At 32.4% G+C, this 26,976-nt stretch carries 24 protein-coding genes and 1 tRNA gene; 9 read left to right on the plus strand and 16 right to left on the minus strand.

Features of this window, described 5'->3' with window-relative positions; translation table 11 throughout:
• Positions 1-129: 129 nt before the first annotated feature.
• Complete coding sequence (locus tag DW006_RS03045) at positions 130-417, minus strand: hypothetical protein (protein ID WP_117999003.1); 288 nt, start codon at positions 415-417, stop codon at positions 130-132.
• A 102-nt stretch (positions 418-519) separates the two neighbouring features.
• On the opposite strand from DW006_RS03045, the gene DW006_RS03050 reads away from it, so the two are divergent.
• The 3 genes from DW006_RS03050 to asnB are packed head-to-tail and all read left to right on the plus strand — an operon-like array spanning position 520 to position 3,795.
• Positions 520-1,335: an NAD(P)-dependent oxidoreductase gene (locus DW006_RS03050; RefSeq protein WP_158561054.1), complete on the plus strand. Its 816-nt coding sequence runs from the start codon at positions 520-522 to the stop codon at positions 1,333-1,335.
• Positions 1,325-1,930, plus strand: a complete 606-nt coding sequence (locus tag DW006_RS03055; RefSeq protein WP_117999005.1) for a dipicolinate synthase subunit B — start codon at positions 1,325-1,327, stop codon at positions 1,928-1,930. Before DW006_RS03050 ends, DW006_RS03055 begins: the two co-directional genes overlap by 11 nt.
• Positions 1,931-1,944: 14 nt before the next feature.
• A complete protein-coding gene (gene asnB, locus DW006_RS03060) occupies positions 1,945-3,795 on the plus strand; it encodes an asparagine synthase (glutamine-hydrolyzing) (protein WP_117999006.1) in 1,851 nt (616 codons plus the stop codon).
• Between the two features lie 169 nt (positions 3,796-3,964).
• Here the strand turns inward: asnB and DW006_RS03065 are convergent, their stop codons facing one another.
• Positions 3,965-6,586: a TetM/TetW/TetO/TetS family tetracycline resistance ribosomal protection protein gene (locus DW006_RS03065; protein WP_117999007.1), complete on the minus strand. Its 2,622-nt coding sequence runs from the start codon at positions 6,584-6,586 to the stop codon at positions 3,965-3,967.
• 274 nt (positions 6,587-6,860) lie between these two features.
• Between DW006_RS03065 and DW006_RS12235 the strand changes: the two genes are divergently transcribed.
• From DW006_RS12235 to DW006_RS12240, 3 genes are read left to right on the plus strand one after another with little or no spacing between them, the layout of a single operon-like run.
• Positions 6,861-7,103 carry a hypothetical protein gene (locus DW006_RS12235; RefSeq protein WP_243002566.1) on the plus strand — a complete coding sequence of 81 codons (243 nt, stop codon included), beginning with the start codon at positions 6,861-6,863 and terminating at the stop codon, positions 7,101-7,103.
• Positions 7,096-8,055, plus strand: a complete 960-nt coding sequence (locus DW006_RS03070) for a cation:proton antiporter (RefSeq protein ID WP_243002567.1) — start codon at positions 7,096-7,098, stop codon at positions 8,053-8,055. The genes DW006_RS12235 and DW006_RS03070 overlap by 8 nt, the downstream gene beginning before the upstream one ends.
• A gap of 24 nt (positions 8,056-8,079) precedes the next feature.
• Positions 8,080-8,172 (plus strand): hypothetical protein, encoded by a 93-nt coding sequence (locus DW006_RS12240; protein ID WP_243002577.1) that lies wholly within the window; start codon positions 8,080-8,082, stop codon positions 8,170-8,172.
• Between the two features lie 166 nt (positions 8,173-8,338).
• On the opposite strand, the gene DW006_RS03075 is transcribed toward DW006_RS12240, so the two are convergent.
• From DW006_RS03075 to DW006_RS03105, 7 genes are all read right to left on the minus strand, one after another.
• Positions 8,339-9,742: a leucine-rich repeat domain-containing protein gene (locus DW006_RS03075; protein ID WP_117999008.1), complete on the minus strand. Its 1,404-nt coding sequence runs from the start codon at positions 9,740-9,742 to the stop codon at positions 8,339-8,341.
• Between the two features lie 405 nt (positions 9,743-10,147).
• Entirely contained in the window at positions 10,148-10,339 is a 192-nt protein-coding gene (locus DW006_RS03080; protein ID WP_117999009.1) for a PF20097 family protein, read from the minus strand.
• A gap of 182 nt (positions 10,340-10,521) precedes the next feature.
• A complete protein-coding gene (locus tag DW006_RS03085; RefSeq protein WP_117999010.1) occupies positions 10,522-11,532 on the minus strand; it encodes a GGGtGRT protein in 1,011 nt (336 codons plus the stop codon).
• A gap of 12 nt (positions 11,533-11,544) precedes the next feature.
• On the minus strand, positions 11,545-12,237 hold the full coding sequence (locus tag DW006_RS03090; RefSeq protein WP_005359486.1) for an iron-sulfur cluster assembly scaffold protein: 693 nt from the start codon (positions 12,235-12,237) through the stop codon (positions 11,545-11,547).
• A gap of 531 nt (positions 12,238-12,768) precedes the next feature.
• Positions 12,769-13,863, minus strand: coding sequence for an aspartate-semialdehyde dehydrogenase (asd, locus tag DW006_RS03095; protein ID WP_117999011.1), 1,095 nt, complete (start codon positions 13,861-13,863; stop codon positions 12,769-12,771).
• A gap of 42 nt (positions 13,864-13,905) precedes the next feature.
• Positions 13,906-14,394, minus strand: a complete 489-nt coding sequence (locus tag DW006_RS03100) for a hypothetical protein (protein ID WP_117999012.1) — start codon at positions 14,392-14,394, stop codon at positions 13,906-13,908.
• An 18-nt stretch (positions 14,395-14,412) separates the two neighbouring features.
• Positions 14,413-14,485, minus strand: a tRNA-Thr gene (locus DW006_RS03105).
• A 203-nt stretch (positions 14,486-14,688) separates the two neighbouring features.
• Between DW006_RS03105 and DW006_RS03110 the strand changes: the two genes are divergently transcribed.
• Positions 14,689-15,144, plus strand: a complete 456-nt coding sequence (locus tag DW006_RS03110) for a DUF5721 family protein (protein ID WP_117999013.1) — start codon at positions 14,689-14,691, stop codon at positions 15,142-15,144.
• Between the two features lie 219 nt (positions 15,145-15,363).
• Positions 15,364-17,352: a molecular chaperone HtpG gene (gene htpG / locus DW006_RS03115; RefSeq protein ID WP_117999014.1), complete on the plus strand. Its 1,989-nt coding sequence runs from the start codon at positions 15,364-15,366 to the stop codon at positions 17,350-17,352.
• A 288-nt stretch (positions 17,353-17,640) separates the two neighbouring features.
• Here the strand turns inward: htpG and DW006_RS03120 are convergent, their stop codons facing one another.
• On the minus strand, positions 17,641-18,570 hold the full coding sequence (locus tag DW006_RS03120) for a tRNA-dihydrouridine synthase family protein (RefSeq protein ID WP_117999015.1): 930 nt from the start codon (positions 18,568-18,570) through the stop codon (positions 17,641-17,643).
• Positions 18,571-18,847: 277 nt separating this feature from the next.
• Between DW006_RS03120 and argH the strand changes: the two genes are divergently transcribed.
• Positions 18,848-20,221 (plus strand): argininosuccinate lyase, encoded by a 1,374-nt coding sequence (argH, locus tag DW006_RS03125; protein WP_117999016.1) that lies wholly within the window; start codon positions 18,848-18,850, stop codon positions 20,219-20,221.
• Positions 20,222-20,537: 316 nt separating this feature from the next.
• Here argH and DW006_RS03130 read toward each other — a convergent pair whose 3' ends face one another.
• The 6 genes from DW006_RS03130 to serC form a co-directional block, all read right to left on the minus strand.
• Complete coding sequence (locus DW006_RS03130) at positions 20,538-21,815, minus strand: glutamate-5-semialdehyde dehydrogenase (protein WP_117999017.1); 1,278 nt, start codon at positions 21,813-21,815, stop codon at positions 20,538-20,540.
• Between the two features lie 34 nt (positions 21,816-21,849).
• Positions 21,850-23,022 (minus strand): DNA/RNA non-specific endonuclease, encoded by a 1,173-nt coding sequence (locus DW006_RS03135; protein ID WP_243002568.1) that lies wholly within the window; start codon positions 23,020-23,022, stop codon positions 21,850-21,852.
• Positions 22,994-23,404, minus strand: a complete 411-nt coding sequence (locus DW006_RS03140) for a hypothetical protein (RefSeq protein ID WP_117999018.1) — start codon at positions 23,402-23,404, stop codon at positions 22,994-22,996. The genes DW006_RS03135 and DW006_RS03140 overlap by 29 nt, the downstream gene beginning before the upstream one ends.
• A 118-nt stretch (positions 23,405-23,522) precedes the next feature.
• Positions 23,523-24,434 (minus strand): mechanosensitive ion channel family protein, encoded by a 912-nt coding sequence (locus DW006_RS03145; RefSeq protein ID WP_158561055.1) that lies wholly within the window; start codon positions 24,432-24,434, stop codon positions 23,523-23,525.
• Between the two features lie 114 nt (positions 24,435-24,548).
• Positions 24,549-25,712, minus strand: coding sequence for a phosphoglycerate dehydrogenase (locus DW006_RS03150; protein WP_117999020.1), 1,164 nt, complete (start codon positions 25,710-25,712; stop codon positions 24,549-24,551).
• An 85-nt stretch (positions 25,713-25,797) separates the two neighbouring features.
• Positions 25,798-26,880: a 3-phosphoserine/phosphohydroxythreonine transaminase gene (serC, locus tag DW006_RS03155; RefSeq protein WP_117999021.1), complete on the minus strand. Its 1,083-nt coding sequence runs from the start codon at positions 26,878-26,880 to the stop codon at positions 25,798-25,800.
• Between the last annotated feature and the right edge of the window lie 96 nt (positions 26,881-26,976).

Here is a 26,976-nt window from a genome sequence, read left to right on the forward strand (position 1 = left end):
AAGGAGTATATTACAGCATTTGTTACAGTTTGTCAATAAAATATTACATTTTTATTACAAACTCTTTTCTCTTTTTAACTTTTTTGACGTTTTTTGTACTTTATTTATTACATTTTGTAAATATGGATTTTATAATATATTTTCTAAAATTCTCTGAATAATTGTCTCATAACCACATACAACAACCGTATTTTCATTAATTATTACAAAAGCTGTTTTTCTAAAGTTAAGACCTACTCCCAATTCCATACCAGCTGACATTTCTGCCCTTCTGACAATTTTATCTATTTCCCTTTTATTGTCCTTTTTTAACTTGTTTTTTTCGAATTCAATCATAGGAAAACCACCTCGGTAACCTACAAGTTTCAAATCCTTTAGTTCAAATTCTTTCTTCCACTGTTCAATCTTCTCGTCCATAATTTATCTCCATTATCAATTTTCTTTGCTTTATAATACAACATTTTTATATTTTTTTCACTTTATTTTTTAATCTGCATAGTTTATACCATGGAGGTGAATATGAAACCTATTGCTGTTTTATCCGGTGACAAACGTCAAAAGTATATTTTAAATTACCTTAAAACTCATGGCTATAACGCCTATTTAAAAAGTACAATGGATTTTAATAACGATGATATACTTGTATGTTCTACTCCTTTTTGCAAAAACAAAAAATTCATTAACTGTGACTTTTACTCCAGCTTTCCACTAAGAACATTTTTATCACTTTTAAAACCGAACCAAATTGTTTTTGGTGGAAATATTCCTACAGCCTGTAAAAAAATAACCAGCATCAAATTCGTAGACACACTTCAATTAGATGATATAGTTTGGAAAAATGCTATTTTAACGGCTGAAGGACTAATAATGCATATCATAAAAAATACTGATTTTGCCATTGAGAATTCCGAAATTCTTGTTCTAGGTTACGGTAACTGTGGTACAAATATTGGCAAAAAATTAAATGCCTTAGGTGGCAAAGTCACCTTTTATGACCATACGGAAATTCACTTAATTGGTGCTAGGGCTAATGGTTTTAAAACTGTACAATTAGAGGATTTTGATACACATCTAAATAAATTTGACATAATAATAAATACAGTTCCACAGCCTATACTTTCAGATAAACATTACTCTTTACTTTCAAAAAACACCGTTCTTTTCGATGTTTCTTCTCAGCCTTTTGGGTTTAATAAAGATTTAGCATGTAAAAATCATTTATCTTTAATTACATGCCCTGGCATTCCAGGTGTTACAGCGTCAAAGAATGCCGGGGAATTAATTGCAAAAAGCATTATTTCATATTTAGAAAGGACTGAGATAAATGAGTCATAACTTTGTTGGTAAAAACATTGGTATAGGTATTACCGGTTCTTACTGCACTTACAAAAAAGTTTTTGAAGAACTTAGAAGGCTTGCCGACACTAAAGCCAATATTTTTACAATTTTTTCTGATAACGCTTCAACTACAGACACCCGCTTTGGAAAATCAAAGGATTTTCTTAAACTTGCAAAAGAAATCAGCAATAAAGAACCAATTACAACCATCCCCGCTGCCGAACCAATCGGACCAAAATCAATGCTTGATATACTTGTAATTGCCCCTTGTACCGGTAATACACTATCAAAACTTGCAAACGGTATTAGCGATACACCGGTTTTAATGGCAGCTAAAGCACATCTTAGAAACAACAGACCTTTAGTTATTTTCTTAAGCACTAACGATGCTCTTGGTATGAATTTGAAAAACATAGGAATATTATTAAATACGAAAAATATTTATTTTGTGCCTTTTGGCCAGGATGATTATATAAAGAAACCAAATTCAATGATTGCGCATGTGGACTTAATTGAAGACACAATTGAAAAGGCATTAATTGGACGCCAAATCCAGCCTGTTATCAAAAGTCCACATGTTACTATTTTATAAAAAGGGAGAATTATATGTGCGGTATTGCTGGTTTTTATCAACTAAAGCATAATGTTTTTAAAGACTATTCTTACAAGCTTCTCACAGGTAAGCTAAAAAACATGAGGGACTCCATCAAACATAGAGGTCCTAATGATGATGAAATATTTATGGAAGGTTTTTGCGGTTTGGCTCATACCCGTTTATCCATTCGTGATATTAAAGGTGGTGCCCAGCCTATGACGAGAAAATATAACGGAAAACGTGCAACCATAGCTTATAACGGAGAAATCTATAACACTGATCAATTAAAAAATAAACTGGCTGCTTATGACATTGACTTAAGAACAACTAGCGATACCGAAATAATTCTTTACTGCTATCTTGTATTTGGGCCCAAGATTTTCAAAGAATTAAACGGCATTTTCGCCTTTGCAATATATGAAAACAATAAACTAACCATTGTAAGAGATCATGTTGGTGTTAAGCCATTATTCTATTATTTTGACGGTTCTCAGTTTGTTTTTTCATCAGAAATAAAAGGGATTTTCGCCTATGGTATCACACCCCGTTTAAATAAAAGCAGTTGGTGTGAGATTATCGGTTTAGGTCCGGCTCATACTCCGGGCAATGGTGTTTTTGAAAATATACATGAGGTATTATCAGGACATTATTTAACCATAAATTTAACACCAGATAAAAAGATTATTCTTGAAGATTATTGTTACTGGAAACTTAGAAGCAAAATCCATAAGGATGACTACAATGCCACTGTTATGCATACAAACTTTTTAATAGAAGACAGTATAAAAAATCAAATGGTTTCTGATATACCTATTTGTACTTTTTTGTCAGGTGGCTTGGACTCCAGCTTAGTTTCTTCTATTGTAAGTAAACATCTTGGTGAAAAAAGCCTTGCTACTTACTCATTTGATTTTGTAGACAACAACATTAATTTCAAGGCAAATTCTTTCCAAACAACAAGAGACAGACCTTATGTGGATATTATGAAGGACTATCTTCACAGTAAACACCACTATTTAGAATGTAATAATAAGAATCAGATAGAATGTCTTTTTAAAGCAGTTGATGCCAGAGATATGCCTTGTATGGCTGATGTGGAATCTTCCATGTTATATTTTTGTAATCTTGTTTCCAGAGAATGTAAAGTTACCTTAACCGGTGAATGTGCTGACGAAATATTTGGTGGCTATCCCTGGTTTCACCGTAAAGAAATGCTTGAGCAAAATTCTTTCCCATGGTCATACGATTTGTCTGCACGAACTTTTTTATTTAAAGATGATTTTATAAATGAGCTTAATATTGATGAATATGTGGCAACCGCCTACCAAAATTCAGTAAATGAATGTGAATTTTTAGAAGAAGAAAACGAAACAGAAACTTTAAGACGAAAGGTAACTTGGCTTAATATTAAATGGTTTATGATGACACTTCTTAACCGAATGGACAGATGTAGCATGTATTCAGGTCTTGAGGCAAGAGTTCCTTTTGCTGATTACCGAATACTTGAATATGTATTCAATGTTCCATGGGAATATAAATGTTACAAAAATCAGCCTAAAAGTCTGTTAGTAGAATGTGGAAAAAAATATCTACCTAACGAAATTCTTTACAGGAAAAAAACACCTTACCCTAAAACCTATGATCCTAATTACGAAAAACTCTTAGGGCAAATGGTAATGGAGGAGTTTGATTCTAATTCAGCTCTTCGTGATATTATTGACAAAGAAAAGCTTTCTTCTTTCATTAAAAGTCCAAAGGACTACGGCAAACCTTGGTACGGTCAGTTAATGGCAGGTCCACAGATGCTTGCTTACGTTCTACAAATTGGCTACTGGTTACGAAAATATAGTATGCAGCCGTAATGCATGTTGCCGCGTAACTATTTTCATTTCGTGGGAGCATGCGTTCCTAGTTGAACTTTTTAATAAGAAATTCTAAAGTCTTTTCTTATTAAAATATAAAGAGATAAATCAATCCAAAATCGGTGATTTATCTCTTTTGTCAAACTTTACTTAATCACTATAACTTTACTTAATCAATATTAATGTCTTTCAGCAAATAATTGTCTAACTTTGATTCTTTATTAATGCTCTCAGAAATCTTCTTATTTACCAAGTCTACTTCTTCCTTAAAATTCATAGCTGACATTCTAAGGGCGCCATGCCCCATAATAATTAACTGTTCTAAGGCATCAGAAGTTGCAACTGTAACCCTGTATTTATTAGCCATTTTATGGGTAGTTTTCGCAATATACATATCTGCAGTTTCAGCAGCTTTTGTAAAGATAACATAAACATTATTATGTTTATAAACTGTTTCCTTGTGTCTGTTCACATTATATGCGTCAAATACAACAATAACCGTATTATCCTTATAGCCCTGATAGTTTGACATAATATCAAGGAGTCTGTCTCTGGCACCATCTATGTTTTTCGAGGCAATATTTTTCAGTTCATCCCATGCAAAAATAATATTATAGCCGTCAACCAAAACACATTCAGGCAAATTATTATTTTCCTTGCCCTTATATTTTTTTGTATGTTTATTGTATGTTTTAACTTTGGTTTCTGAATATTTTTTACGTTTAATCGGCCCAAAAGTTTTCTCGAAAATAGCCTCTAATTCCTTATCAGTTGCATAGGAATCTGACTTTTTCCTGTGTGTAACATTTACTTTGACGTTATCTTCTACCTGATTACTTTCATCTAAAACGTCATTTAAGTTAATTGAAGATTTTACGTGCATGTAATTTTCAACTTCATTCCAAGGCACATTAAAACCTGCACCATGGGCACAAAAGACTGAACCTGTAGGATTTGCCAAGTCACTTTCACTATCATAGCCTATGTTTTCAATTGCTTCATCTGCATTATGACATGGTGCATAACCTTTAAATTTCAATGTTAAAGAACCTAAACCATGAGTATATTCATTTACATCATTTATATAGTTCCACATTGTAGATACCGGTCCATAACCTGTAAGAATACACTTATCTCCCTTGGTTTCAGGGGGATTTACGTTGCCTTCCATATTGCTAATATCAGTCATGGCTTTACCTACATTCTCCTGTGGAACTGTTAAAACAAAATCATAATATGGTTCTAACAAAACTGATTTTGCCTTCTTTAAGCCCTGTCTCACAGCCCTGTAAGTTGCCTGTCTGAAATCGCCACCTTCTGTGTGTTTTAAATGAGCTTTTCCACCTATTAAAGTAATGGAAATATCTGTTATTGGTGAACCTGTTAAAACACCTCTATGATTCTTTTCCTGTAAATGTGTAAGAATTAATCTTTGCCAGTTTTTACTTAATAAATTTTCACTTACGGCTGTGTTAAAGGCTAAACCACTACCTGGAAGTCCCGGCTCTAATAGAAGATGTACTTCTGCATAATGCTTCAGTGGTTCAAAATGACCAATTCCCTCTACAGCTTCCATAATTGTTTCTTTATACAAAATACTGCCGGCACCAAATTCTATGTCTAAGTCGAAACGCTCTTTTACTATATTTTTCAGAACCTCTATTTGAATTGCTCCCATTACATTAGCTGTTAATTCCTGTTTTTCTTCATTCCAAGTGATTTTTAAAGTTGGCTCTTCTTCCTCAATTTCCTTAAGCTGTTTATAAACCTGATTAATGTTTATTCCACTTGGTACTATTATTTTATAAGCCAATACGGGTATAAGACTTGGTTCAATAAACTCATGTTCAAAGCCTAATCCCTCTCCCTGATATGTTTCATTAAGACCTGTAACGGCAACAATATCACCCGGTAAAGCCTCTCCTATTGCGTCATATTTTTCTCCTGAGTAAACACGAATTTCATTTACTTTTTCACTCCACTCTTTTGCACCGTTTTGCCCTGTCAAAAGATCCTTTACCTTTAAACTACCACCTGTTATCTTCATGTGGGTAAGTCTGTTATTATTGTTGTCTTTGGTTATTTTATAAATTTTTGCCCCAAAGCTTTCATTATATATAGGCTCATAAGTGTAACTATATAAGCCTTCCATCAACTGCTCTATACCGTCAAGTTGCAGGGCCGAGCCAAAATAGCATGGAAACAACTCTCTGTTACAAACAAGCTCAGATATAGTATTGTCTGTAAATTCCACTCCATTCATGTAATCTTCCAGCAAATCTTCATTGCACATTGCTATGTCTTCGTATGTTCCCACACCTATTGGAAATCTTACAATTTCATCTCCAAATTTATCTTTTAACTCGTGCAAAAGAAAATCTCCACTTACATTTGGCATGTCCATCTTGTTTACAAAAATAAAGGTAGGCACTTGATACTTGTCCAATAATTTCCATAAGGTTTCAGTATGTCCCTGAACACCCTCGCTTCCACTAACAACTAAAACTGCATAATCAAGAACAGATAAAGTTCTCTCCATTTCCGCTGAAAAGTCCACATGCCCCGGTGTATCAAGGAGAACCAGTCTCATGTCTTTGTATTCCATAACTGCCTGCTTAGAAAAAATAGTAATCCCTCTGTCACGTTCCATTTGAAATGTATCAAGATACGCGTCCTTATGGTCTACTCTTCCAAGCTTGCGGATTTTTCCTGTTGTATATAAAAGTGCCTCCGACAATGTTGTTTTTCCACCATCTACGTGAGCCACAATTCCAATTGTAATTTTTTTCATGTATTAATTCCTCGTTTTATTTTTCATATAATTATTTGTGCTATTTTTCTATATGATTCTTATTTACTTTTTTATATTTCAGTATTTTTTAATATTTCAGTATTTTCTGATATTTTCCTATAACATTTTAGCATAAAAACTTTGTTTTTTGCATATTTTTACTTTGTTTAGTTTTGCATTGACTTAATTTATTTAACAAATTTCCCAATAGAAACTTTAAATGTAAAATTTATGATAGTATATTGAAAACTAAAAAATATAAGGGGGAGATAATTTGACAATTTACATTATTTTTGTAGCCATAATTCTATTTCTATGTATTTTAGCAGATAAATTTTCAGGGTGTTTTGGCTTACCGGCACTTATTCTTTTTATGGGAATAGGAATGTTGTTTGGTTGCGATGGGTTATTTAAAATTCAGTTTTCTAATTACACTGTAGTTGAAGGGATTTGTACAGTGGCTCTTAGTTTTATAATGTTTTACGGTGGTTTTAACAATAGGCATAACTTTGCTTAATTCTAATGGATTATCTAAAATTCCAAGTTTATTATTTTCACAACTTATTTTTGGTATTTTAATTGGTGTTGGCACTTCTATATTTGCCATATATATTTTGTCAAAAACTAATTTTGTCTCAAAAAATTTCTATGCTGTATTTATTATAAGTATTATTGCTTTTACATTAGGCATATCTCTATTGGTAAACGGCAACGGATTTTTAAGTGTCTATTTACTTGGAATTATTTTAGGAAATGCAAAAATCGAAAACAAAAAAATCCTCATACACTTTTTTGATGGTATAACAGGTCTAGCTCAAATACTTATTTTCTTTTTGTTAGGGCTACTGTCATTCCCACATAATTTCCCACAAATAGTTATTCCTGCTCTTTTAATAGCACTTTTTATTACTTTAATTGCCAGACCTATAGCAGTTTTTGCAGTTTTAAAACCTTTTAAATGTAAGTTAAATCAGTGTATGTTAATTTCCTTTGCCGGTTTAAGAGGTGCAGCTTCCATTGTATTCTCAATAATGGTTGTTGCGAATAGTCGGGATATATCTTTTGATATTTTTCATATAGTTTTCATGGTTGCTCTCTTTTCTGTGTCAATTCAGGGAAGCTTGCTTCCTTTGGTAGCAAATAAACTAAATATGGTGGACAACAGGGAAGATGTAAGAAAAACCTTCAACGACTATCAGGAAGAGTCTTCCATTACCTTAATGAGATTTTTTATTCCTGAAGGTCATAATTGGATTGGCAAAAAAATAAGTGATGTACATATGCCAACCAATTCTTTGGCTATAATGATAAAACGTGCCGGCGATACTATTGTTCCAAATGGAGATACTGTAATCTGTGTACAGGATAGCGTTATACTAAGCGTGCCATCTTACGAACCATCAGGCAATGAGAATCTAATGGAAATATTAATTACGAATTCTAATAAATGGAGTAATAAAAAAATTTAAACATTGAATCTACCTAATAATGTTTTGATTGCTCTAATTAAACGTGGCAGCGAAAATTTAATTCCTGACGGTGAAACCATGCTTCTTCCCGGAGATAAAATTGTATTATTTAAATAAATAACAAAAGCCGATTCATACTGTACCGACCTCCAATCGTTAGATTTTTAGGTCTAACTTTTGGGGGTCGGTACACATACTGTCATCGGCTTTTACTATTTATATTATATAATTATTTAGTGTATCTAAAATTATGCAATTATTTGCTGTATCTTAAATTATGTAATTATTTAGTGTATCCAATAATGTCTACACCTTCATCATATTTAAAAATTTCTAATTTAGTATTGTTAGTTACATCAATTGAGCTTAATTTATTGTTATTACAATATAAAGTTGTTAAGTCCTTGCTATTTGAAACATTAATATTTGTCAGCTGGTTGTTGTAACAATAAACCTCTGTTAAATTACTATTATTGCTCAAATGTAAATTAGTTAATTGATTGTCATTTATAACAAGCATTGCCAACTCTCCATTCTTTGACAAATCAATTTGATTTAACTGATTATTGTAGCAGACTAACTTTGTCAATTTTTCATTGTTTGTAACATCTAAAACTGTTAAATTATTATTGCCTAAATCAATGTACTCTAACTGCTTATTATTTGAAATATCCAACGCTGCCAATTTATTATTGTTACAATACAAATGAGTTAATTTCACAAGATTACCTATGTTAAGGGTTGTAATCTGGTTATTATAACAATAAAACTCTGTTAAATTCTCACTGTCAGTAATATCAAGAGTTTCTATTTTGTTGTCACCACAGCTTAATTTTGATAAATTCTTGTTTCCTGAAATTTTCAAATCTGTAATTTCATTATTTGAACAGGATAACTCTTTTAAATTTTCATTGTTTGAAACATCTAATTTTTCTAATTTGTTAGAATCACAAGATAGTTCTTCTAAACTTGCATTTCCTGAAACCTTAATATCTGTCAACTGATTATTGTTACAATTAACGTCTTTAAGGGAATCTAAACCTGATAAATCTAATGTGCCCTTTAACTCTTTGTCTGTCCAATCTATACCAACCAGATTGCCACTTTCATCCCATGTGTAATCACTATCACCCATATTGTCGCTAACATCTACACCATTTGATTTGATATTATCAATTATATTCTTTAAAGCGTTTTTATCTTTTTCATTAAGCTTTGCCTCATCAATTGTAGGCTGTTCCGGTTTTGTTGTAGGTTCAGAAGTTGTTGTTTCCGGAACTGTTGTTGTAGTCTGCTCCGATTTTGTTGTAGGTTCAACTGTAGTCTCAGACTCTGCTGGCTTAATAACAGGCTTCTTGATATTAGATTTTTTGTTTGTCTTTTTCTTTACTGTGATTTTGCACTTATAAGCTTTCTTACCAACTTTAGCGGTAATTGTTGCTTTTCCTGCCTTAATTCCTTTTACTTTACCTTTTTTACTTACCTTTGCTACTTTCTTGTTTGATGTTGACCACTTAACCTTTTTCTTATTATTTTTCACTTTCAATTTAATTGTTTTGCCAACATAAATTGTTGCCTTTGTTTTGCTAATTTTTGCTTTTTTTGCTGCAAAAACACTGTCAGGTGTAACAGAAAATGCCAAAACAATCACCAAAACAATAGCACATAGTTTCTTTAGCTTAACCATTTTACTTCCCTCCGTTTTTTATTAATAGCATAATGCCCTGTTTATTATGATAGTAAATTGCTATTATAGGTGTAAAGTGTCATTTTTATAGAGGTTTCAGAATTTTATAGGGGTTCTTACATTGGGATATGAATTACAAATTGTAAAAAAAATCTGTATAATTTAACAAATATTAAAGTATACTCAAAAAGCATCTAACAATAGCTAGATGCTTTTACTTTTCTGCAACATCTGTCTTAAATCATCAAATGTTTCAGCTATTGGTGCTGTTCTTTTATTATTTACGTCATTCTCGGCTTCTGCAAGAATTTCCTAAAGTTCAATTCTAGATTTCATTCTTTTATATTCTTCATAGAAAAAAAATAATATTATCACCTTGTTCATTTAACATTGTCGGATTATATATTAATTTTCATTAATATCAATTATAATCTTGTTACACTCTCTACACATATATGCTTCAACATATGTTTTTGTTAGTAAACTGGTAAGTTTTACACTTTTCACACTACGATTTTCAGATTTCCATTTCAAAGGATATCTGTCTTGATTTATTTCACCTTTCTCCATTTTTGAATTACAATAAGGACATTTCATTTTTTTTACTCCTTGTATTTAAATAGTATCTAGTTTCATCTTTTAAAATGTTTATTAGTAATTATAGCATCATTTTACCACTTGTAAAAGATAACAAAAAAAGAGGTATCCGAAGATACCTCTAATAATAAACATTATTTATGTTGATTTGCTAGAAACCCTTTATTTATGGACTATTCTAACTAAAACTTACCTTCATCAGCAGCCTGCTGTACACTAACTGCAACAGCAACTGTCATACCAACCATTGGGTTGTTTCCAGCACCGATTAAGCCCATCATTTCTACGTGAGCTGGTACTGATGATGAACCTGCGAACTGTGCATCTGAGTGCATACGTCCTAATGTATCTGTCATACCATATGAAGCAGGACCTGCAGCCATGTTATCTGGATGAAGTGTACGTCCTGTACCACCACCTGATGCTACTGAGAAGTACTTCTTACCCTGTTCGATACATTCTTTCTTGTATGTACCTGCAACTGGATGCTGGAATCTTGTAGGGTTAGTTGAGTTACCTGTAATAGATACACCAACGTTTTCGTGATGCATGATTGCAACACCTTCCTGAACATCATCAGCACCGTAGCACTTAACTGTTGCACGAAGACCATCTGAGTAAGCCTTTTCGTATACGATGTTTAATTTTGCTTCTTTATAATCATACTTTGTTTCAACATATGTGAAACCGTTGATTCTTGAAATAATCTGAGCTGCATCTTTTCCAAGACCGTTTAAGATAACTCTTAAAGGTTTCTTACGAACCTTGTTAGCCTTTTCAGCGATACCGATAGCACCTTCAGCAGCAGCGAATGATTCGTGTCCTGCAAGGAAAGCAAAACATTCTGTTTCTTCTTCAAGTAACATCTTTCCAAGGTTACCATGTCCTAAACCTACTTTTCTGTGGTCAGCAACAGAACCTGGAATACAGAAAGCCTGAAGACCTTCACCAATTGCAGCAGCAGCGTCAGCAGCCCTTCTACAACCTTTCTTAATAGCAATTGCAGCACCTACAGTGTAAGCCCAGCATGCATTTTCAAAACAAATTGGCTGAATTCCCTTAATCATATCATATACATTAAGCCCAGCGTCCTTTGTAATCTTTTCAGCTTCTTCAATAGAAGCAATACCATAACTATTTAAAACAGAATTAATCTGATCAATTCTTCTTTCATATGATTCAAATAATGCCATTGTTGTTACCTCCTATTCCTTTCTTGGGTCGATAATCTTAACAGCGTCATCAACACGACCATACTGACCTTTTGCCTTTTCCCAAGCTGTTGTAGGATCATCACCATTTTTGATAAAGTCTGTCATCTTTCCTAAGCTAACAAACTGGTAACCAATAACTTCATTATCAGCATCAAGAGCGATACCTGTAACATAACCTTCTGCCATTTCAAGGTATCTAACACCTTTTGCCTTTGTAGCGTACATTGTACCAACCTGTGAACGAAGACCTTTTCCTAAATCTTCAAGTCCGGCACCTACTACTAAACCATCATCTGAGAAAGCACTCTGCGTTCTACCATAAACAATCTGTAAGAATAATTCTCTCATAGCTGTGTTGATAGCATCACATACTAAGTCAGTGTTTAAAGCTTCAAGAATTGTCTTTCCCTGAAGGATTTCAGCTGCCATAGCTGCTGAATGTGTCATACCTGAACATCCAATTGTTTCGATTAATGCTTCTTCAATGATACCTTCTTTAACATTTAATGTAAGCTTACAAGCACCCTGCTGTGGAGCACACCAGCCAACACCATGTGTAAAACCTGAAATATCTTTGATTTCTTTTGAGTGAACCCATTTTCCTTCTTCTGGAATTGGAGCAGGTTCATGCTTTGCACCCTTAGCTACTGGGCACATCATTTCAACTTCTTTTGAATAAATCATTTGAATAAATACTCCTTTCGAAATATAAACTATGGAATATTTCCATGTTATTGCAGTTGTAATATTAGAATTACTTCTGCTTGCCCTGTGGGTTGATAGTATTACCCACACTTGTTTTTATTCTCTCATAAAATAACAAAATAGTCCATACTTTAATTTAAATTTAACAAAAAAAATACAAGAACTACGAACTGCCGACAATTTAACCGACAGTCCATAGTTTTTGTAAAAATTATATTTTATTATTTAATTTTAACTTTCTTTGCTGAAGAATATGCACCATACACTTTTGTCTTTCCATTCATTGAGAATGCTCTGATTTCCATGTAATTCCTTTGTTTGCTGTATTAGAAGGATTTAATTTTCAGTTATTTTGACGAAAATCGTAATGTGAATTTAAAAATTCACCCTTCTATATTAAACTCACAATTAATTATACATAAAAAAATAGAAGCATTCTGATATATTTATCTCATACCAAAATACTTCTATCTTTCATATTTCTCTTAAATGATTTTCTAAGAATCTATATTATTTTGCTTCAATATATCCTTTTGCAACTAAAAGCTCTGCTGATAAAACAGCTCCACCTGCAGCGCCTCTAAGAGTATTATGTGATAAGCCTACAAACTTGTAGTCATATACTGTATCTTCTCTTAAACGTCCTACAGATACGCCCATACCGTTTTCAAAATTAACATCTAATGAAACCTGTGGTCTGTTATCTTCTTCTAAGTACTGGATAAACTGCTTTGGAGCACTTGGAAGTTCTAATTTCTGTGGTTCGCCACTGAAGTTTTCTAATGCTTCAATAAGCTGTTCCTTAGTTGGCTTCTTAGCAAACTTAACAAATACAGCTGCTGTATGTCCATCTAAAACAGGTACTCTGATGCACTGTGTTGTAATAACAGGTGATGTAGCCTTAACGATTTCTCCGTTTTCAACTTTACCCCAAAGTCTAAGTGGTTCCTGTTCTGACTTTTCTTCTTCACCACCAATAAAAGGAATAATATTTCCTACCATTTCAGGCCAGTCTTTAAATGTCTTTCCTGCACCTGAAATTGCCTGGTATGTTGTTGCAACAACTTCTGTTGGTTCAAATTTCTTCCAAGCTGTAAGTACAGGAGCATAACTCTGAATTGAACAGTTAGGTTTTACTGCAACGAAGCCTTTCTTTGTTCCAAGTCTCTTCTTCTGTGACTCAATTACTTCATAATGTTCAGGGTTAATTTCAGGAACAACCATAGGAACATCAGGTGTCCATCTGTGTGCGCTGTTATTTGAAACAACAGGTGTTTCAGTTTTTGCGTAATCTTCTTCTATTTTCTTAATTTCTTCCTTTGTCATATCAACTGCACTGAAAACAAAATCAACAGTTTCAGCAACTGCTTCAACTTCATTTACATTGTGTACAATCATTTTCTTAACTTTTTCAGGCATTGGAACAGTCATTTTCCATCTGTCACCAACTGCTTCTTCATAAGTTTTTCCAGCAGAACGTGGACTAGCTGCTAATGTAACAACTTCAAACCATGGATGGTTATCTAATAAAGTAATAAATCTCTGTCCTACCATACCTGTTGCTCCAAGTACGCCTACTTTTAACTTTTTGTCTAATTTAATCATTTTTCTATCCTCTCTATATAATTAAAATAAATTGTTAACTAATTAATTATCGGACTGTGCCGAAATGGTAGTTTCTACAACGGTAACCGTTTCAGTAACTGACTCTTTCGCCTTATTCTTTTTTATATTTTCTTCTCTTTCAAGTTGTATCTGCTTAGTATATACATCTCTACTTTGTACCCATGTATCGGACATATTCATAATGCACACCTGAGCCATAAAGTAACAAAACATCCATACAATTATCATTCCTGACAAAGAAGAACCAAATGTATGCTTCTTAAAAAAAGGCAACTTTTCTCGATATTTAAAGTCTGATAAAAAAAGCAACGGACTAAAAAATAAAATTGCAAAGAACAGATATTTTTCAATCATTAATATATAATCTATTGTTTCAAACTTATAATGAAGTAATTCTCCTACAATAGATGCGCCAATAAAATAAGCCATGGCAGCATAATACAAAAGTGCCGGAATCATTTTATACGCCTTTGCAGACCTTAATCCGAATATTTTTACACCATCTTTCATGAAGTTTCTCCTTTTCAAAGCTTCTGGCGCGACTCGAACGCGTGACCCATTGCTTACGAGGCAATTGCTCTACCAACTGAGCTACAGAAGCATATTGATAATAAATCAATAAATGTATCATTCAACTATATTTATATAATGTAGTTAATTCACATCAAAACTGTCATTTATTATAATCTAAAATAAACATTATTGCAATTAGCAATTACTAACTATTATTCATTGAACATATAAATTTACTTTGTTATAATATACATTATGATAAGTTTAAAAATAAATGATATAAATAATTTTATGCAAAAACTATTAATTGGCAATGCTTTTGACAGTTTTTTACTTTGCGAAGGCGAAGTTGATACGTCTAATACTTTTGCAATTAACGGACGTATTAATCAAAAGTTTTACAATGCTGATGAGCTGGAAGCAATTCCTGATGAATTTGTATATTGGAGGGACATTAAGCACATATTCTTCGAAATGATAAAAGGACACAAAGTTCCCAGCAAGATGAAACTTGTTTTTGCATTATCCAAAACTAAATATTCTGATATTTTAATGAAATCCCAGATGGCTATATCTGAAAGTGAAATTGGTGGGCTATACATACATGTTATGTTCGAAGACAACTCCCTACATATTATAACAGGAACTTCAATTAACACTTTCACCATGGACAAAACCCTTGATAAATATTGGGATAAGACTATCAGCAACTTCCTTAGCGAACATTTTAACTGTGATTTACTATAAGTTTTAATGATTTTTTATTAAAATATGAACAAATAGTAAATTTTTAGCACTCTTCTCTGTAGAGTGCTAATTTTTTATTGACTTTTGTTTTTTGTGCGTTAAAATTAATTTTGTTGATAAAAAATCAATGTATAAATACAAAATTTAATTTTCTACAGTAGTTTTATTATTTTAAGACTACTTATTTTAAAATAATTAATTTAAAGGAGTGATTTTGTTATGGCAAAAAACGGAAGTTTATCAATTAACAGCGAAAATATTTTTCCAATTATAAAGAAATGGTTATATTCAGACCACGATATTTTCTTTAGAGAATTGGTTTCTAATGGATGTGATGCTATCACTAAATTAAAGAAGTTAGACATGATTGGCGAAGCTAACGTCCCTAGCGATGAAGAATTCAAAATACAGGTATTAGCAAACCCTGAACTAAAAACTCTTACATTCATTGATAATGGTATCGGTATGACTGAAGATGAAGTTGACGAATACATTAACCAGATTGCTTTTTCAGGTGCTGAAGCCTTTTTAGAGCAGTACAAAGATAAAACATCTGAAGACCAGATTATCGGTCATTTTGGTTTAGGTTTCTACTCTGCCTTTATGGTTGCTGACAGAGTAACAATTAACACTTTATCATACAAAGATGGTGCTAAGGCTGTTCTTTGGGATTGTGAAGACGGCATGGACTTTACAATGTCTGATTCAGACAAAACTACAAGAGGTACAGAAATTACTCTTTATTTAAATGAAGACAGCGTTGAGTTCTGTAACTTATATCGAGCTGAAGAAGTTTTAAATAAATACTGCTCATTTATGCCTATAGAAATTTTCTTATCAGATCCAACTAAGGAACCTGAATACGAAACAATTTTAGAGGAAGAAGTTACAGACAAAGATACTGTTGTTGAACATATTGTAGAACCTGCAAAAACTGAAGAAAAAGAAAACGAAGACGGCACAAAGGAAACTGTTGAAGTTGAGCCTGAAAAGAAAAAAGCCAAAGTATTAAAACGTCCTGTAAGCATTAGTGACACTACTCCTCTTTGGACTAAACATCCTAATGAATGTTCAGATGAAGAATACAAAGCTTTTTATCATAAAGTATTTATGGACTATAAGGAACCTTTATTCTGGATTCATTTAAATATGGATTATCCATTTAACTTAAAAGGTATTCTTTACTTCCCTAAAATTAATACAGAATACGAATCAATCGAAGGAACAATTAAATTATATAACAATCAGGTATTTATTGCCGATAACATCAAGGAAGTTATACCTGAATTCCTTATGTTATTAAAGGGTGTTATTGATTGTCCTGATTTACCTTTAAATGTATCACGTTCTGCTCTTCAGAATGATGGTTTTGTTAAAAAGATTTCTGATTACATTACTAAAAAGGTTGCTGATAAATTATCAGGCATGTGTAAGACAGACAAAGAAAACTACGAGAAATATTGGGATGATATTAGCCCATTCATCAAGTTTGGTTGCTTAAAAGATGAAAAGTTCTGCGATAAAATGTCAGACTATGTTCTCTTTAAGAATTTAGACAATAAATATCTTACATTTAAAGAAGCTTTAGAAGAAAATAAGGAAAAACACGAAAACACTATTTTCTACACAAATGATCCTGTACAGCAAAGCCAGTATGTAAATATGTTTAAGGATCAGGGTATTGATGCTATTATTTTAAAAGACAACATCGACCAGCCTTTCATTTCACAGCTTGAAGCCAAAAATGAAGGTGTTAAGTTTAAACGTATTGATGATGAACTTAATGATTCTTTCACAGAAGAATTAAGCGAAGATGAGTCAAAAGATTTAACAGACAAGCTTACTGATGCATTCAAGAAAGCACTTGGACGTGATATTACTATTAAGGTTCAGAAATTAAAAGACGAAAATATTTCTTCAATGATTACTGTTTCTGAAGAAACACGTCGTATGCAGGATATGATGAAAATGTATGGTATGGCAGGTATGGATCCTTCAATGTTTGGCGGTGCCGGAGAAACATTAACTCTTAACGCTAACAACGATTTAGTTAAATACATTGTTGCAAATCCTGAAGGTGAGAACACTGAACTTATTTGCAAGCAGCTTTATGATTTAGCTTTAATCAGTCATACTCCATTAAATCCTGACAGCATGACAGCATTTATTGAACGTAGCAATAAAATTCTTAAGATTTTAACTAAATAATTTGAGTCAGATAATTTGGGATGAATAAAATTTATACCAAATAATTTGAGTCGAATAATTTGGGCTGAATAAAATTTATATCAAATAATTTGAGTCGAATAATTTTAGCTAAATAAAATTTATATATTAATTTATACAACAAAAAATCCATTACTTCCATTTGTTAAGTAATGGATTTTTTATTATGTCTATACTATTAAATCTTTATTTTTTGATTTCTATTGCATTTACGGTTCTTTAACAAATATAGAAATCCAATATTATTTTTAATTAATCGTTTTTTATATTCTATACCACATACTCATTAAAAATCTGTTCTACTGCCTTCTCGTATTTAAATGTACTTTGAGACTTTCTTATCATTTTGGCTGTTTTATGTGGGTCTGTTGTTGCATAGGACAAATAGTTCCACATTTCAATCATCTTATTTAACAGATGTTTGTCAGCACTCATTTCCGCAGCAAAATCCCCGTACAACTTATCGTGAAACTGGCGTAAAGTTTCTTTGGAAATCTTCTCTCCACCTTTGATTTCATTAACAAGATTTGGATTTCTCAACAACCCTCTTCCTAACATTACAGAATCAACATCATAATTTGATACAATATCATTATAATCTTCCACCGAAAATACATTTCCGTTGTAACATAATTTATTTTTGCTTACTTTGTAGGCATAATCAAAACTCTCCATGTTGGGAAGTCCGTTATAAAGCTGAACTCTGGTCCTTGGATGCACAATTACTTCCTCAAAAGGAAACTTATTGTACACTTCCATTATCTCAGGAAATTCACTTTCATCAAAGATTCCAATTCTTGTTTTTACAGAAATTTTCATATCAAGCTTGATAAAAACTTCATCAAAAAACTTTTCCATTAAATGTGTGTCTTTTAAGAAGCCTGCTCCTCTTCCTTTTGGCACAACCGTCCCTGAGGGACAGCCGGCATTTAAGTTAACTTCGTTATAGCCCATTTCCTGAAGCTGCTTTGCCCCTTTTATAAAATATTCAGGATTATTTGCCATAATTTGTGGGACAAGATTAATATTTTCATTGTTTTCGGGAAGTAACTCACGAATTTCTTTTCCTTTTAATTTTGGATTATGACAGGGAGAAATAAAAGGTGCAAAATATTTGTCCGGTGAGACAAAAAACTTTGTAAATGCATTTCTATATATACGACCTGTCACTCCATCTATCGGTGCAAAATATAATTTCATATCTATCTCCATTTTTACTTTTTATCTTTAGCCTGCTCTAGTATAACAAAAGTTTTTTCCAAAGTACACTGCCATTATTTATTCAATTTTAAAGGACAATTTAACAATTATAAAAAGTACCTACTAACACCCATTAATATAAAACATAACTAACATCCACTAATAAAAAAGAATATTTGAAAAACAACATTCAAAATGATATACTTTTATAGTTGTAGCTTAATATATCTTTATGATATTAGCTACTAAAAATAAGAGAAATAAGCGAGGTATACATATGAAATTATGGGGTGGTCGTTTTACTAAAGAAGAGAATCAGTTAGTTCACAATTTTAACGAGTCTCTTTCTTTTGATCAGAAATTCTATGCACAGGACATTCGTGGAAGTATTGCCCATGTTAAGATGCTTGGAAAACAAAATATAATTTCTGAGGATGAAATGAACCAGATTATTAAAGGATTAGAAGGTATCAAGAATGATATAGATAATGGAAATCTTGTTTTCACAAAGGAAAGCGAAGATATTCACAGTTTTGTTGAGGCAAACTTAATCGAAAGAATTGGAGATGCCGGCAAGAAACTTCATACAGGACGTAGCCGTAATGATCAGGTTGCACTTGATATGAAACTTTATACAAGAGATGAAGTTGTTGAAATTAACCAGTTGTTAAAAGACCTTCTCTCTTCACTTTTAAAAGTTATTGACGCAAACACAAATACATTTATGCCTGGTTTTACACATTTGCAGAAAGCTCAGCCTATTACTTTGGCTCATCATTTTGGAGCTTACTTTGAAATGTTTAAAAGAGACAGAGACAGACTTGATGATATTTACGATAGAATGAACTACTGTCCTTTAGGTTCAGGTGCTTTAGCCGGTACTACTTATCCTTTAGACAGAGAATATACTGCCAGTCTTCTTGACTTTGCAGGCCCTACTCTTAACAGTATGGATTCCGTATCTGACAGAGATTACATTATTGAATTATTAAGTGCTTTATCTACAGTAATGATGCATTTAAGCCGTTTCTGCGAAGAAATCTGCATTTGGAATTCAAACGAATATAGATTTGTAAATATTGATGATTCTTACAGCACAGGTTCAAGTATTATGCCACAGAAAAAGAACCCTGACATTGCAGAATTAATCAGAGGTAAGACAGGTCGTGTTTACGGTGCCTTAACATCAATTCTTACAACCATGAAAGGTCTACCACTTGCTTACAACAAAGATATGCAGGAAGATAAGGAACTTACATTTGATGCTATTGATACTGTAAAAGGATGTATTCTTTTATTTACAGGAATGATTGACACAATGACATTTAACAAAGATGTTATGGAAGCAAGCACAAAGCATGGCTTTACTAATGCTACAGATGCTGCTGACTATCTTGTAAATCATGGGGTACCATTTAGAGATGCTCATGGTATTGTTGGTCAGTTAGTTTTATTCTGTGAAGAAAAAGGCATCGCCCTTGATGATATGACTTTGGAAGAATATAAGGCAATCAGCCCTGTATTTGAAGACGATATATATGAAGCTATTAGCTTAGAAACATGCGTTAATAAGCGAATGACTATCGGTGCTCCGGGACCTGAAGCCATGGAAAAAGTCATTAAAATTTACAAGGAATATTTAAGCAAATAATATTCATGCTAAAATTTATAATAACACATTATATTATTATGAATCTGAGCATAAAAAAAAATTACAAATAAACACACTCTAAAAGTTATACTTACAACTTATAACTATAACTTTTAAGTTAAAACTATTAATAATGATTTTTATATAAGTTTTTAAAAAGGTTATAAAAAAGGTTGTTTAAACAAAGTGATAACTGTAAAAAACAGTTCACCTAAAAGTTTAAACAACCTTTTTATTATGTTATTTATAAGCTTATTGCTTTTAGAATTTCTCTTATGCATTTTCAAATTATTTTTTATGGAATTCCTGCTATATCTTATAAGTCTTTAAAATGGAACTGTTTCTTTCCTTTTGCATAATCATCAACAACATTTCCATTTCCAAATAATTTGTACTTGTAACTTACAAGACCTTCCAATCCAACAGGACCTCTTGCATGAATTTTACTTGTGCTAATTCCAACTTCAGCACCAAATCCATATCTATAACCATCAGCAAATCTTGTTGAACAGTTCTGATAAACTCCGGCAGAATCCACGTATCTCATAAATTCATTTGCAGTTTCACTGTTTTCTGTAATGATACAGTCTGTGTGATGGGAGCCAAAATAATTAATATGTTCAATGGCTTCATCTAATGAATTGATAACCTTTGCTGATACTATGTAATCCAAGTATTCTTTTCTGTTGTCTTCTTCTGTTCCCTGATTGCAACCTGTTAATTTGACGATTTCTTCTGTGCCTCGTAATTCAACATTGTTTTCTTTTAATGCTTCATAAAGCTTTGGTACAAATTCGTCAACTATATCTTTGTGAATCAATAATGTTTCTACAGAATTGCACGCTGAAACATACTGAGTTTTCGCATCTATTATAATTGGAATGGCTTTCTTAAAATCTGCCTCTTTATCTACATAAATATGACAAATTCCATCTGCATGTCCCATTACAGGAATTTTTGTATTATTCATAATATACTGCACAAAAGCATTAGAACCTCTAGGAATAAGCAAATCTACAGATTCGTTGCATGTTAAAAGGTCTGTAATTTCTGATCTTGCTTCTAACTGAAGCATGCAGTTTTCAGGCATACCTGACTTTATAACAGCCTCGTAAATTATGTTAAACAACACTCTGTTGCTGTTCATTGTTTCACTACCACCCTTTAAAATAACGCAGTTTCCACTTTTTATGCAAAGGGATGAAATCTGTATTAAGGCATCAGGTCTCGCCTCAAAAATAACGCCAATTACACCTATAGGACAGGTTTCTCTATAAAGAGTCAAGCCCTCATCTAACTGTCTGTGCATATCCTGTTTAAACAAAGGATCTTCCAGTTTAACTAAGTCTTCAATGCCTGCAATTACATCTCTTAATTTTGTTTCATCAAACTTTAGTCGCTTAATAATAGGTGCTGCAACCTTATCAATTTCAGCCTGTTTTAAGTCCATTGCGTTTGCTTCAAAAATTTCCTGTCGTCTTGCCTTTAATTGTTTTACTACTTCCAGCAACGCCTTATTTCTGGCTTCTTCACTTGTTCCTGCCATTTTAGGTGAAGCCAATTTGACTGCCTTTGCCTCTTCCTTTATATTCATTCTCAACTCCTAACTTGCAATAAATGCATTATATTTAAGGATTACATATTTTACATGGATCATAGCCCTGATTTATAACATCTTCTCTTGTACCTGTATATATACCCTTATTTGACTCACTCATTCGCTTAACACTGCTACATGATGGTAAATGGAATTTGTGAGTATTCATATTTAAAACATATTCAACTTTTCCACTGCTTGATGTGGATTTCTTTGAACCTGATGTACCTGAATTTTTATTTCCGATATTATTTGAATATTTCTTATTATTTTCATTGTCTTCTGTGTTAGCATATTTACCTGTTGATTTGCTATCACCTGTTTTGTAAGTGATACTTACTCCAGGCTGTGCATTGTAACAATACACATTAAATTCAATGCCTGCACCTGAATCCTCAACAGAGTAACCTTCCATCAAGACACCACGTGCAACAATTTCAGAACCGCTAAATATAGGTGTCACTCTATACATTACGTGGTTGTTTGTTTCCTTCACATAATCGGCTACCATATTTTCAAAAGGTAACATACCATCAACATTCAAATATCTTGTTCCCGTAATCAGATTTCTTTCGTTGGCATTTTCACCTGTTAATTGATAGCCAATTAAATGACATCTGTTATACAAATATTTTCCGTCAACAAAAGAATATTTTATTGTATGCCAACCTGTAGGTCTTACAGAACCAATTGCACCACGCTTCTGTGTGGGCATAATATCTCTACCAACTGAAGCAACTGCCACGCCACATCTACCAAGATAATCTAATGAAGAATATGACTCAAAGGATTTTTTTGTTATTTCCTCCTTGGTAAAATATGGTTTGTTGTTATTTATAACTGTGTAAGCCTTGCCTTTAAATTTGAGACTTTTTACATTTATATTTTTATAGCTGGTCTTTTTGACAGTTATACTCTTTTTATTAGATGATGTTTTATTCTTACTACTTTTGCTTTTGCTACTTTTATTCTTACTTTTGCTACTATTGTTTGTTTTATTTTTTGCTTTTGTATTTTGGGTACTAACATTTTCAATATTCTTTGCTACAAATTTTGTTGTCTGTTTTGTTGTAGCTACTGTTGTTTCTGCTTTATCATTGTAATTTGGGTCTGTTTCATGAACAGCCCCCACAACAACAAAACATATAAACAGTGTAATTAGAATCTTTTTTAATTTACTTTTTGATTGTTTCATTTCTCTCATATACCTCTTTTACAATCTTATCATGAGAATATCCCTGAAACTCCAATGTACTAACAAGCTTATATTGTCTTAATGGCAGCTTGTAGTCAGCCGGATAAACTTTATCCCATCTGTATACAACAACTTTTTTTGCCTTCAAAATATCAACAATTTGATTTTCAATAAAACAATACTCATTGTCTGACACCTGATTAAAATAATCTTCAGAAATCTGAATGTTTGCCGGTGTATTTTTAAATAATTCCTTTGAATATTCGTTAATATATAATGTGTTATTTTCTACCATGTGCACAATGTCTCTAATAACATATCTGTCCTTACTCTGTCTTCTTTCATTAAAGAACATACCGTTATTTTCATCTAAACATACTATTGCTATCATATAAATCCACCCCTTATCCTAGTTTTAAATTATCCCTACTAACTATATTTTGAATAATTTTTCAGTTTAAATTCTTTATGTTATATCATTATTCAATCTAATTTACTATTTACAAAACTTACATATTGTCAGCATTATTGTCATTTTTATTATTTATATGAACTTCTAACTGATTATATGGAATTTCTATATTATTCTTTTCAAGCTCAGCTTTTATATTTTCTATTAAATAAAAATATGCATCCCAGTAATCATCGGGTTTTACCCATGCTCTTGTTTCCATATCTATACCACTGTCAGCAAGTTTCATTACAACTACATTGTTTTCTCGTTCTTTATCAACATATTTACAATTTCTTATAACATCCATAACTATTTTTTTTGCTTTATTTATGTCGCTGTCATAATGAACTGAAAACTTAACATCAACACGTTTTCCGTTTTCATTTGAGTAATTTATAATCACTTTTTTTGCCACGTCGCCATTTGGGCATTTAATTATGGTATTATCAAACTTCACAATTGTTGTATAAATAATATCCACCTTTTTTACTATACCTTCATGACCTTCAATTACAACATAGTCTCCCACTTTAAAAGGTCTTGTAAGAAGTAATAAAACACCACCTGCAAAATTTGATAAGCTACCCTGCAATGCCAAACCAATTGCAACACCGGCACTACCTAATACTGTTATAAATGATGTTGTCTCAATTCCAAGTTCTGAACAAATTACAATGAATACAATAAAATATCCTGTTATTTTAATTATTGAATCGACAAATTTTACTACTGCTTCGTCTGCACTTGTTCTGCCGATAATTTTTTTAGAAAGTTTACGCAATAATTTTATAATTATTTTTCCAATAATAAAGATTATTACAGCATTTATAATATTTATTCCTAAACTTATCATTTTAGATGAGAATCCATCAAATAACTTTGAAAGCTCTGAAACTTTTTCAGTGCTATTCTCACTTACTTTTTCACTTATTTCTTCTCCAATATCTGTTGCTAAAAAAAAGTTCATATTACTCTCCATTTTCAGATTATTTCACTCAAATTTTCCTATAACCTTAATTATAAAAAAGAGACTATTCTAATCAATAGTCTCTTTTTTAGTATATAACCTAATTGATTAGTTCTACTTTACTACTCTAACCTTAATTACGCCATCTACAGCATTTAATTTTTCAATTAAAGTATCTGTTGCACTATGGTCTAAATCAATGATTGCGTAAGCAAAATCACCCTTTGACTTATCTACCATGTCTGCAACGTTCACTCCTTCAGCAGCAATTGTTGATGAAAGCTGTCCAATCATGTTTGGTATGTTCTTATGACAAACTGTAACACGACTTGCCTTATCACATACACCTAATGTTGCTGCAGGATAGTTTACTGAATTTTTAATATTTCCGTTTTCAACAAAATCAACGATTTCTTCTACTGCCATAATTGCACAGTTATCTTCTGATTCTGCTGTTGAAGCTCCAAGATGAGGTGTAGCAATAACACCATCTACGTTAGCTAACTTTGGATTAGGGAAATCAGTTACATATCTCTTAACCTTTCCGCTGCTAAGTGCTTCAACAATATCATCATCACAAACTAATAAATCTCTTGCAAAGTTTAAGATTACAACACCATCTTTCATCATGGCAATTGTATCTTTGTTAATCATTTCCTTTGTATCATCTAAAAGTGGTGTGTGAACTGTAATGTAATCACATTCCTTGAAGATTTCTTCTCTTGTCTTAACTACATTAACGGCTCTCTTTAAGCTTAAAGCTCCTTCTACTGAAAGATATGGATCTGTACCATACACTTCCATTCCCATTGATACGGCTGTATTTGCAACTAATCTACCAATTGCTCCTAAACCGATAATACCAAGTTTCTTTCCCTTGATTTCGTTTCCTGCAAAGTTCTTCTTAGCCTTTTCCATATCTTTGCTAATATTTGCATTTTCCTTGTTGTCAACAACCCATCTGTTTCCACCGATGATGTCTCTTGAACCAAGAAGTAAACCACACATTACTAATTCTTTAACACCATTTGCATTTGCACCAGGTGTGTTAAATACAACAACACCATTTTCAGCGCACTTATCAAGGGGAATATTATTTACACCTGCACCGGCTCTTGCTACTGCTAATAAGCTTGCTGGTAAATCTAAGTCATGCATTGCAGCACTTCTTACAAGTGCCACATCTGCCTCATTAAAATCATCTACGATTTCATAGTTATCATTTAATTTGTTAAGTCCTAATTTTGAAATAGGATTTAAGCAATTTACTTTTGTCATTTTTTATGTACCTCCATAAATGTTTTTAATAAGATATTATTTTAAATATTTTAAATTATTTGTAATAACTCTTATTAAACGTAAATTAAGCGTTTTCCTTTTCGAATTTTTCCATAAATTCTACTAAGGCCTTAACACCTTCAATTGGCATAGCATTGTAAATACTTGCTCTCATACCACCAACTGTTCTATGTCCTTTTAAGTTTTCAAGACCGGCAGCCTTAGCTTCTGCAACAAATTTTGCATCTAATTCTTCATCACCTGTAACGAACGGTACGTTCATAAGTGATCTGTCTTCTTTTACAACAGTTCCCTTAAACAACTTGCTGTTATCTAAGAAGTCATAAAGAATCTTAGCTTTTTCTTCATTGTGCTTCTTCATTGCATCGAGTCCACCCATCTTCTTAATCCACTTAAATACTTTTCCACAAATATAAATTCCATAGCATGGAGGTGTATTGTAAAGTGAACCTGCATCTGCCTGTGTTTTCCATGCAAGCATTGTTGGTACTGTGCTGTCAACTTCTTCAGGAATTAAATCTTCTCTAACGATAGCAATTACAACACCTGCAGGACCAACATTCTTCTGAACACCACCGTAAATTACTCCGTATTTTTCTACGTCAACTGGTTCTGATAGGAAACATGAAGATACGTCAGCAACTAAAGTATGTCCTTTTGTATTTGGTAATGTATGATATTTTGTACCATAAATTGTATTGTTTTCACAAATGTATACATAATCAACATCATCATCAATATCTAAATCACTGCAATCTGGAATATAAGAGAAAGTCTTATCTGCTGATGATGCAACTCTCTGTACATCAACATACTTTTCTGCTTCCTGAGCAGCTTTCTTTGCCCACTGTCCTGTAATAATGTAGGCAGCTTTTCCATTCTTCTTTAAGTTCATTGGTACAGCTGCAAACTGCTGTGAAGCTCCACCCTGAAGGAATAATACCTTGTAATTATCAGGAATGTTCATTAAATCTCTAATATCCTGTTCTGCTTCATCAATAATCTGTTGGAAAGCTTTTGAACGATGGCTCATTTCCATTACGCTCATCCCTGTTCCTCTATAATCAAGCATCTCTTCCGCTGCTTCTTTTAATACTTCTTCCGGTAACACTGCCGGACCTGCTGAGAAATTATATACTCTAGCCATTTCTAATCATACCTCCATATATCTTCTATCTTTTTGGGGCTAATTCATTATCATAAATTAACCACTATAACATTATAATTAAAGTCAGTAATTAAC

The sequence above is a fragment of the Eubacterium sp. AF36-5BH genome (assembly GCF_003460505.1).
Lineage (GTDB): Bacteria > Bacillota > Clostridia > Lachnospirales > Lachnospiraceae > Eubacterium_G.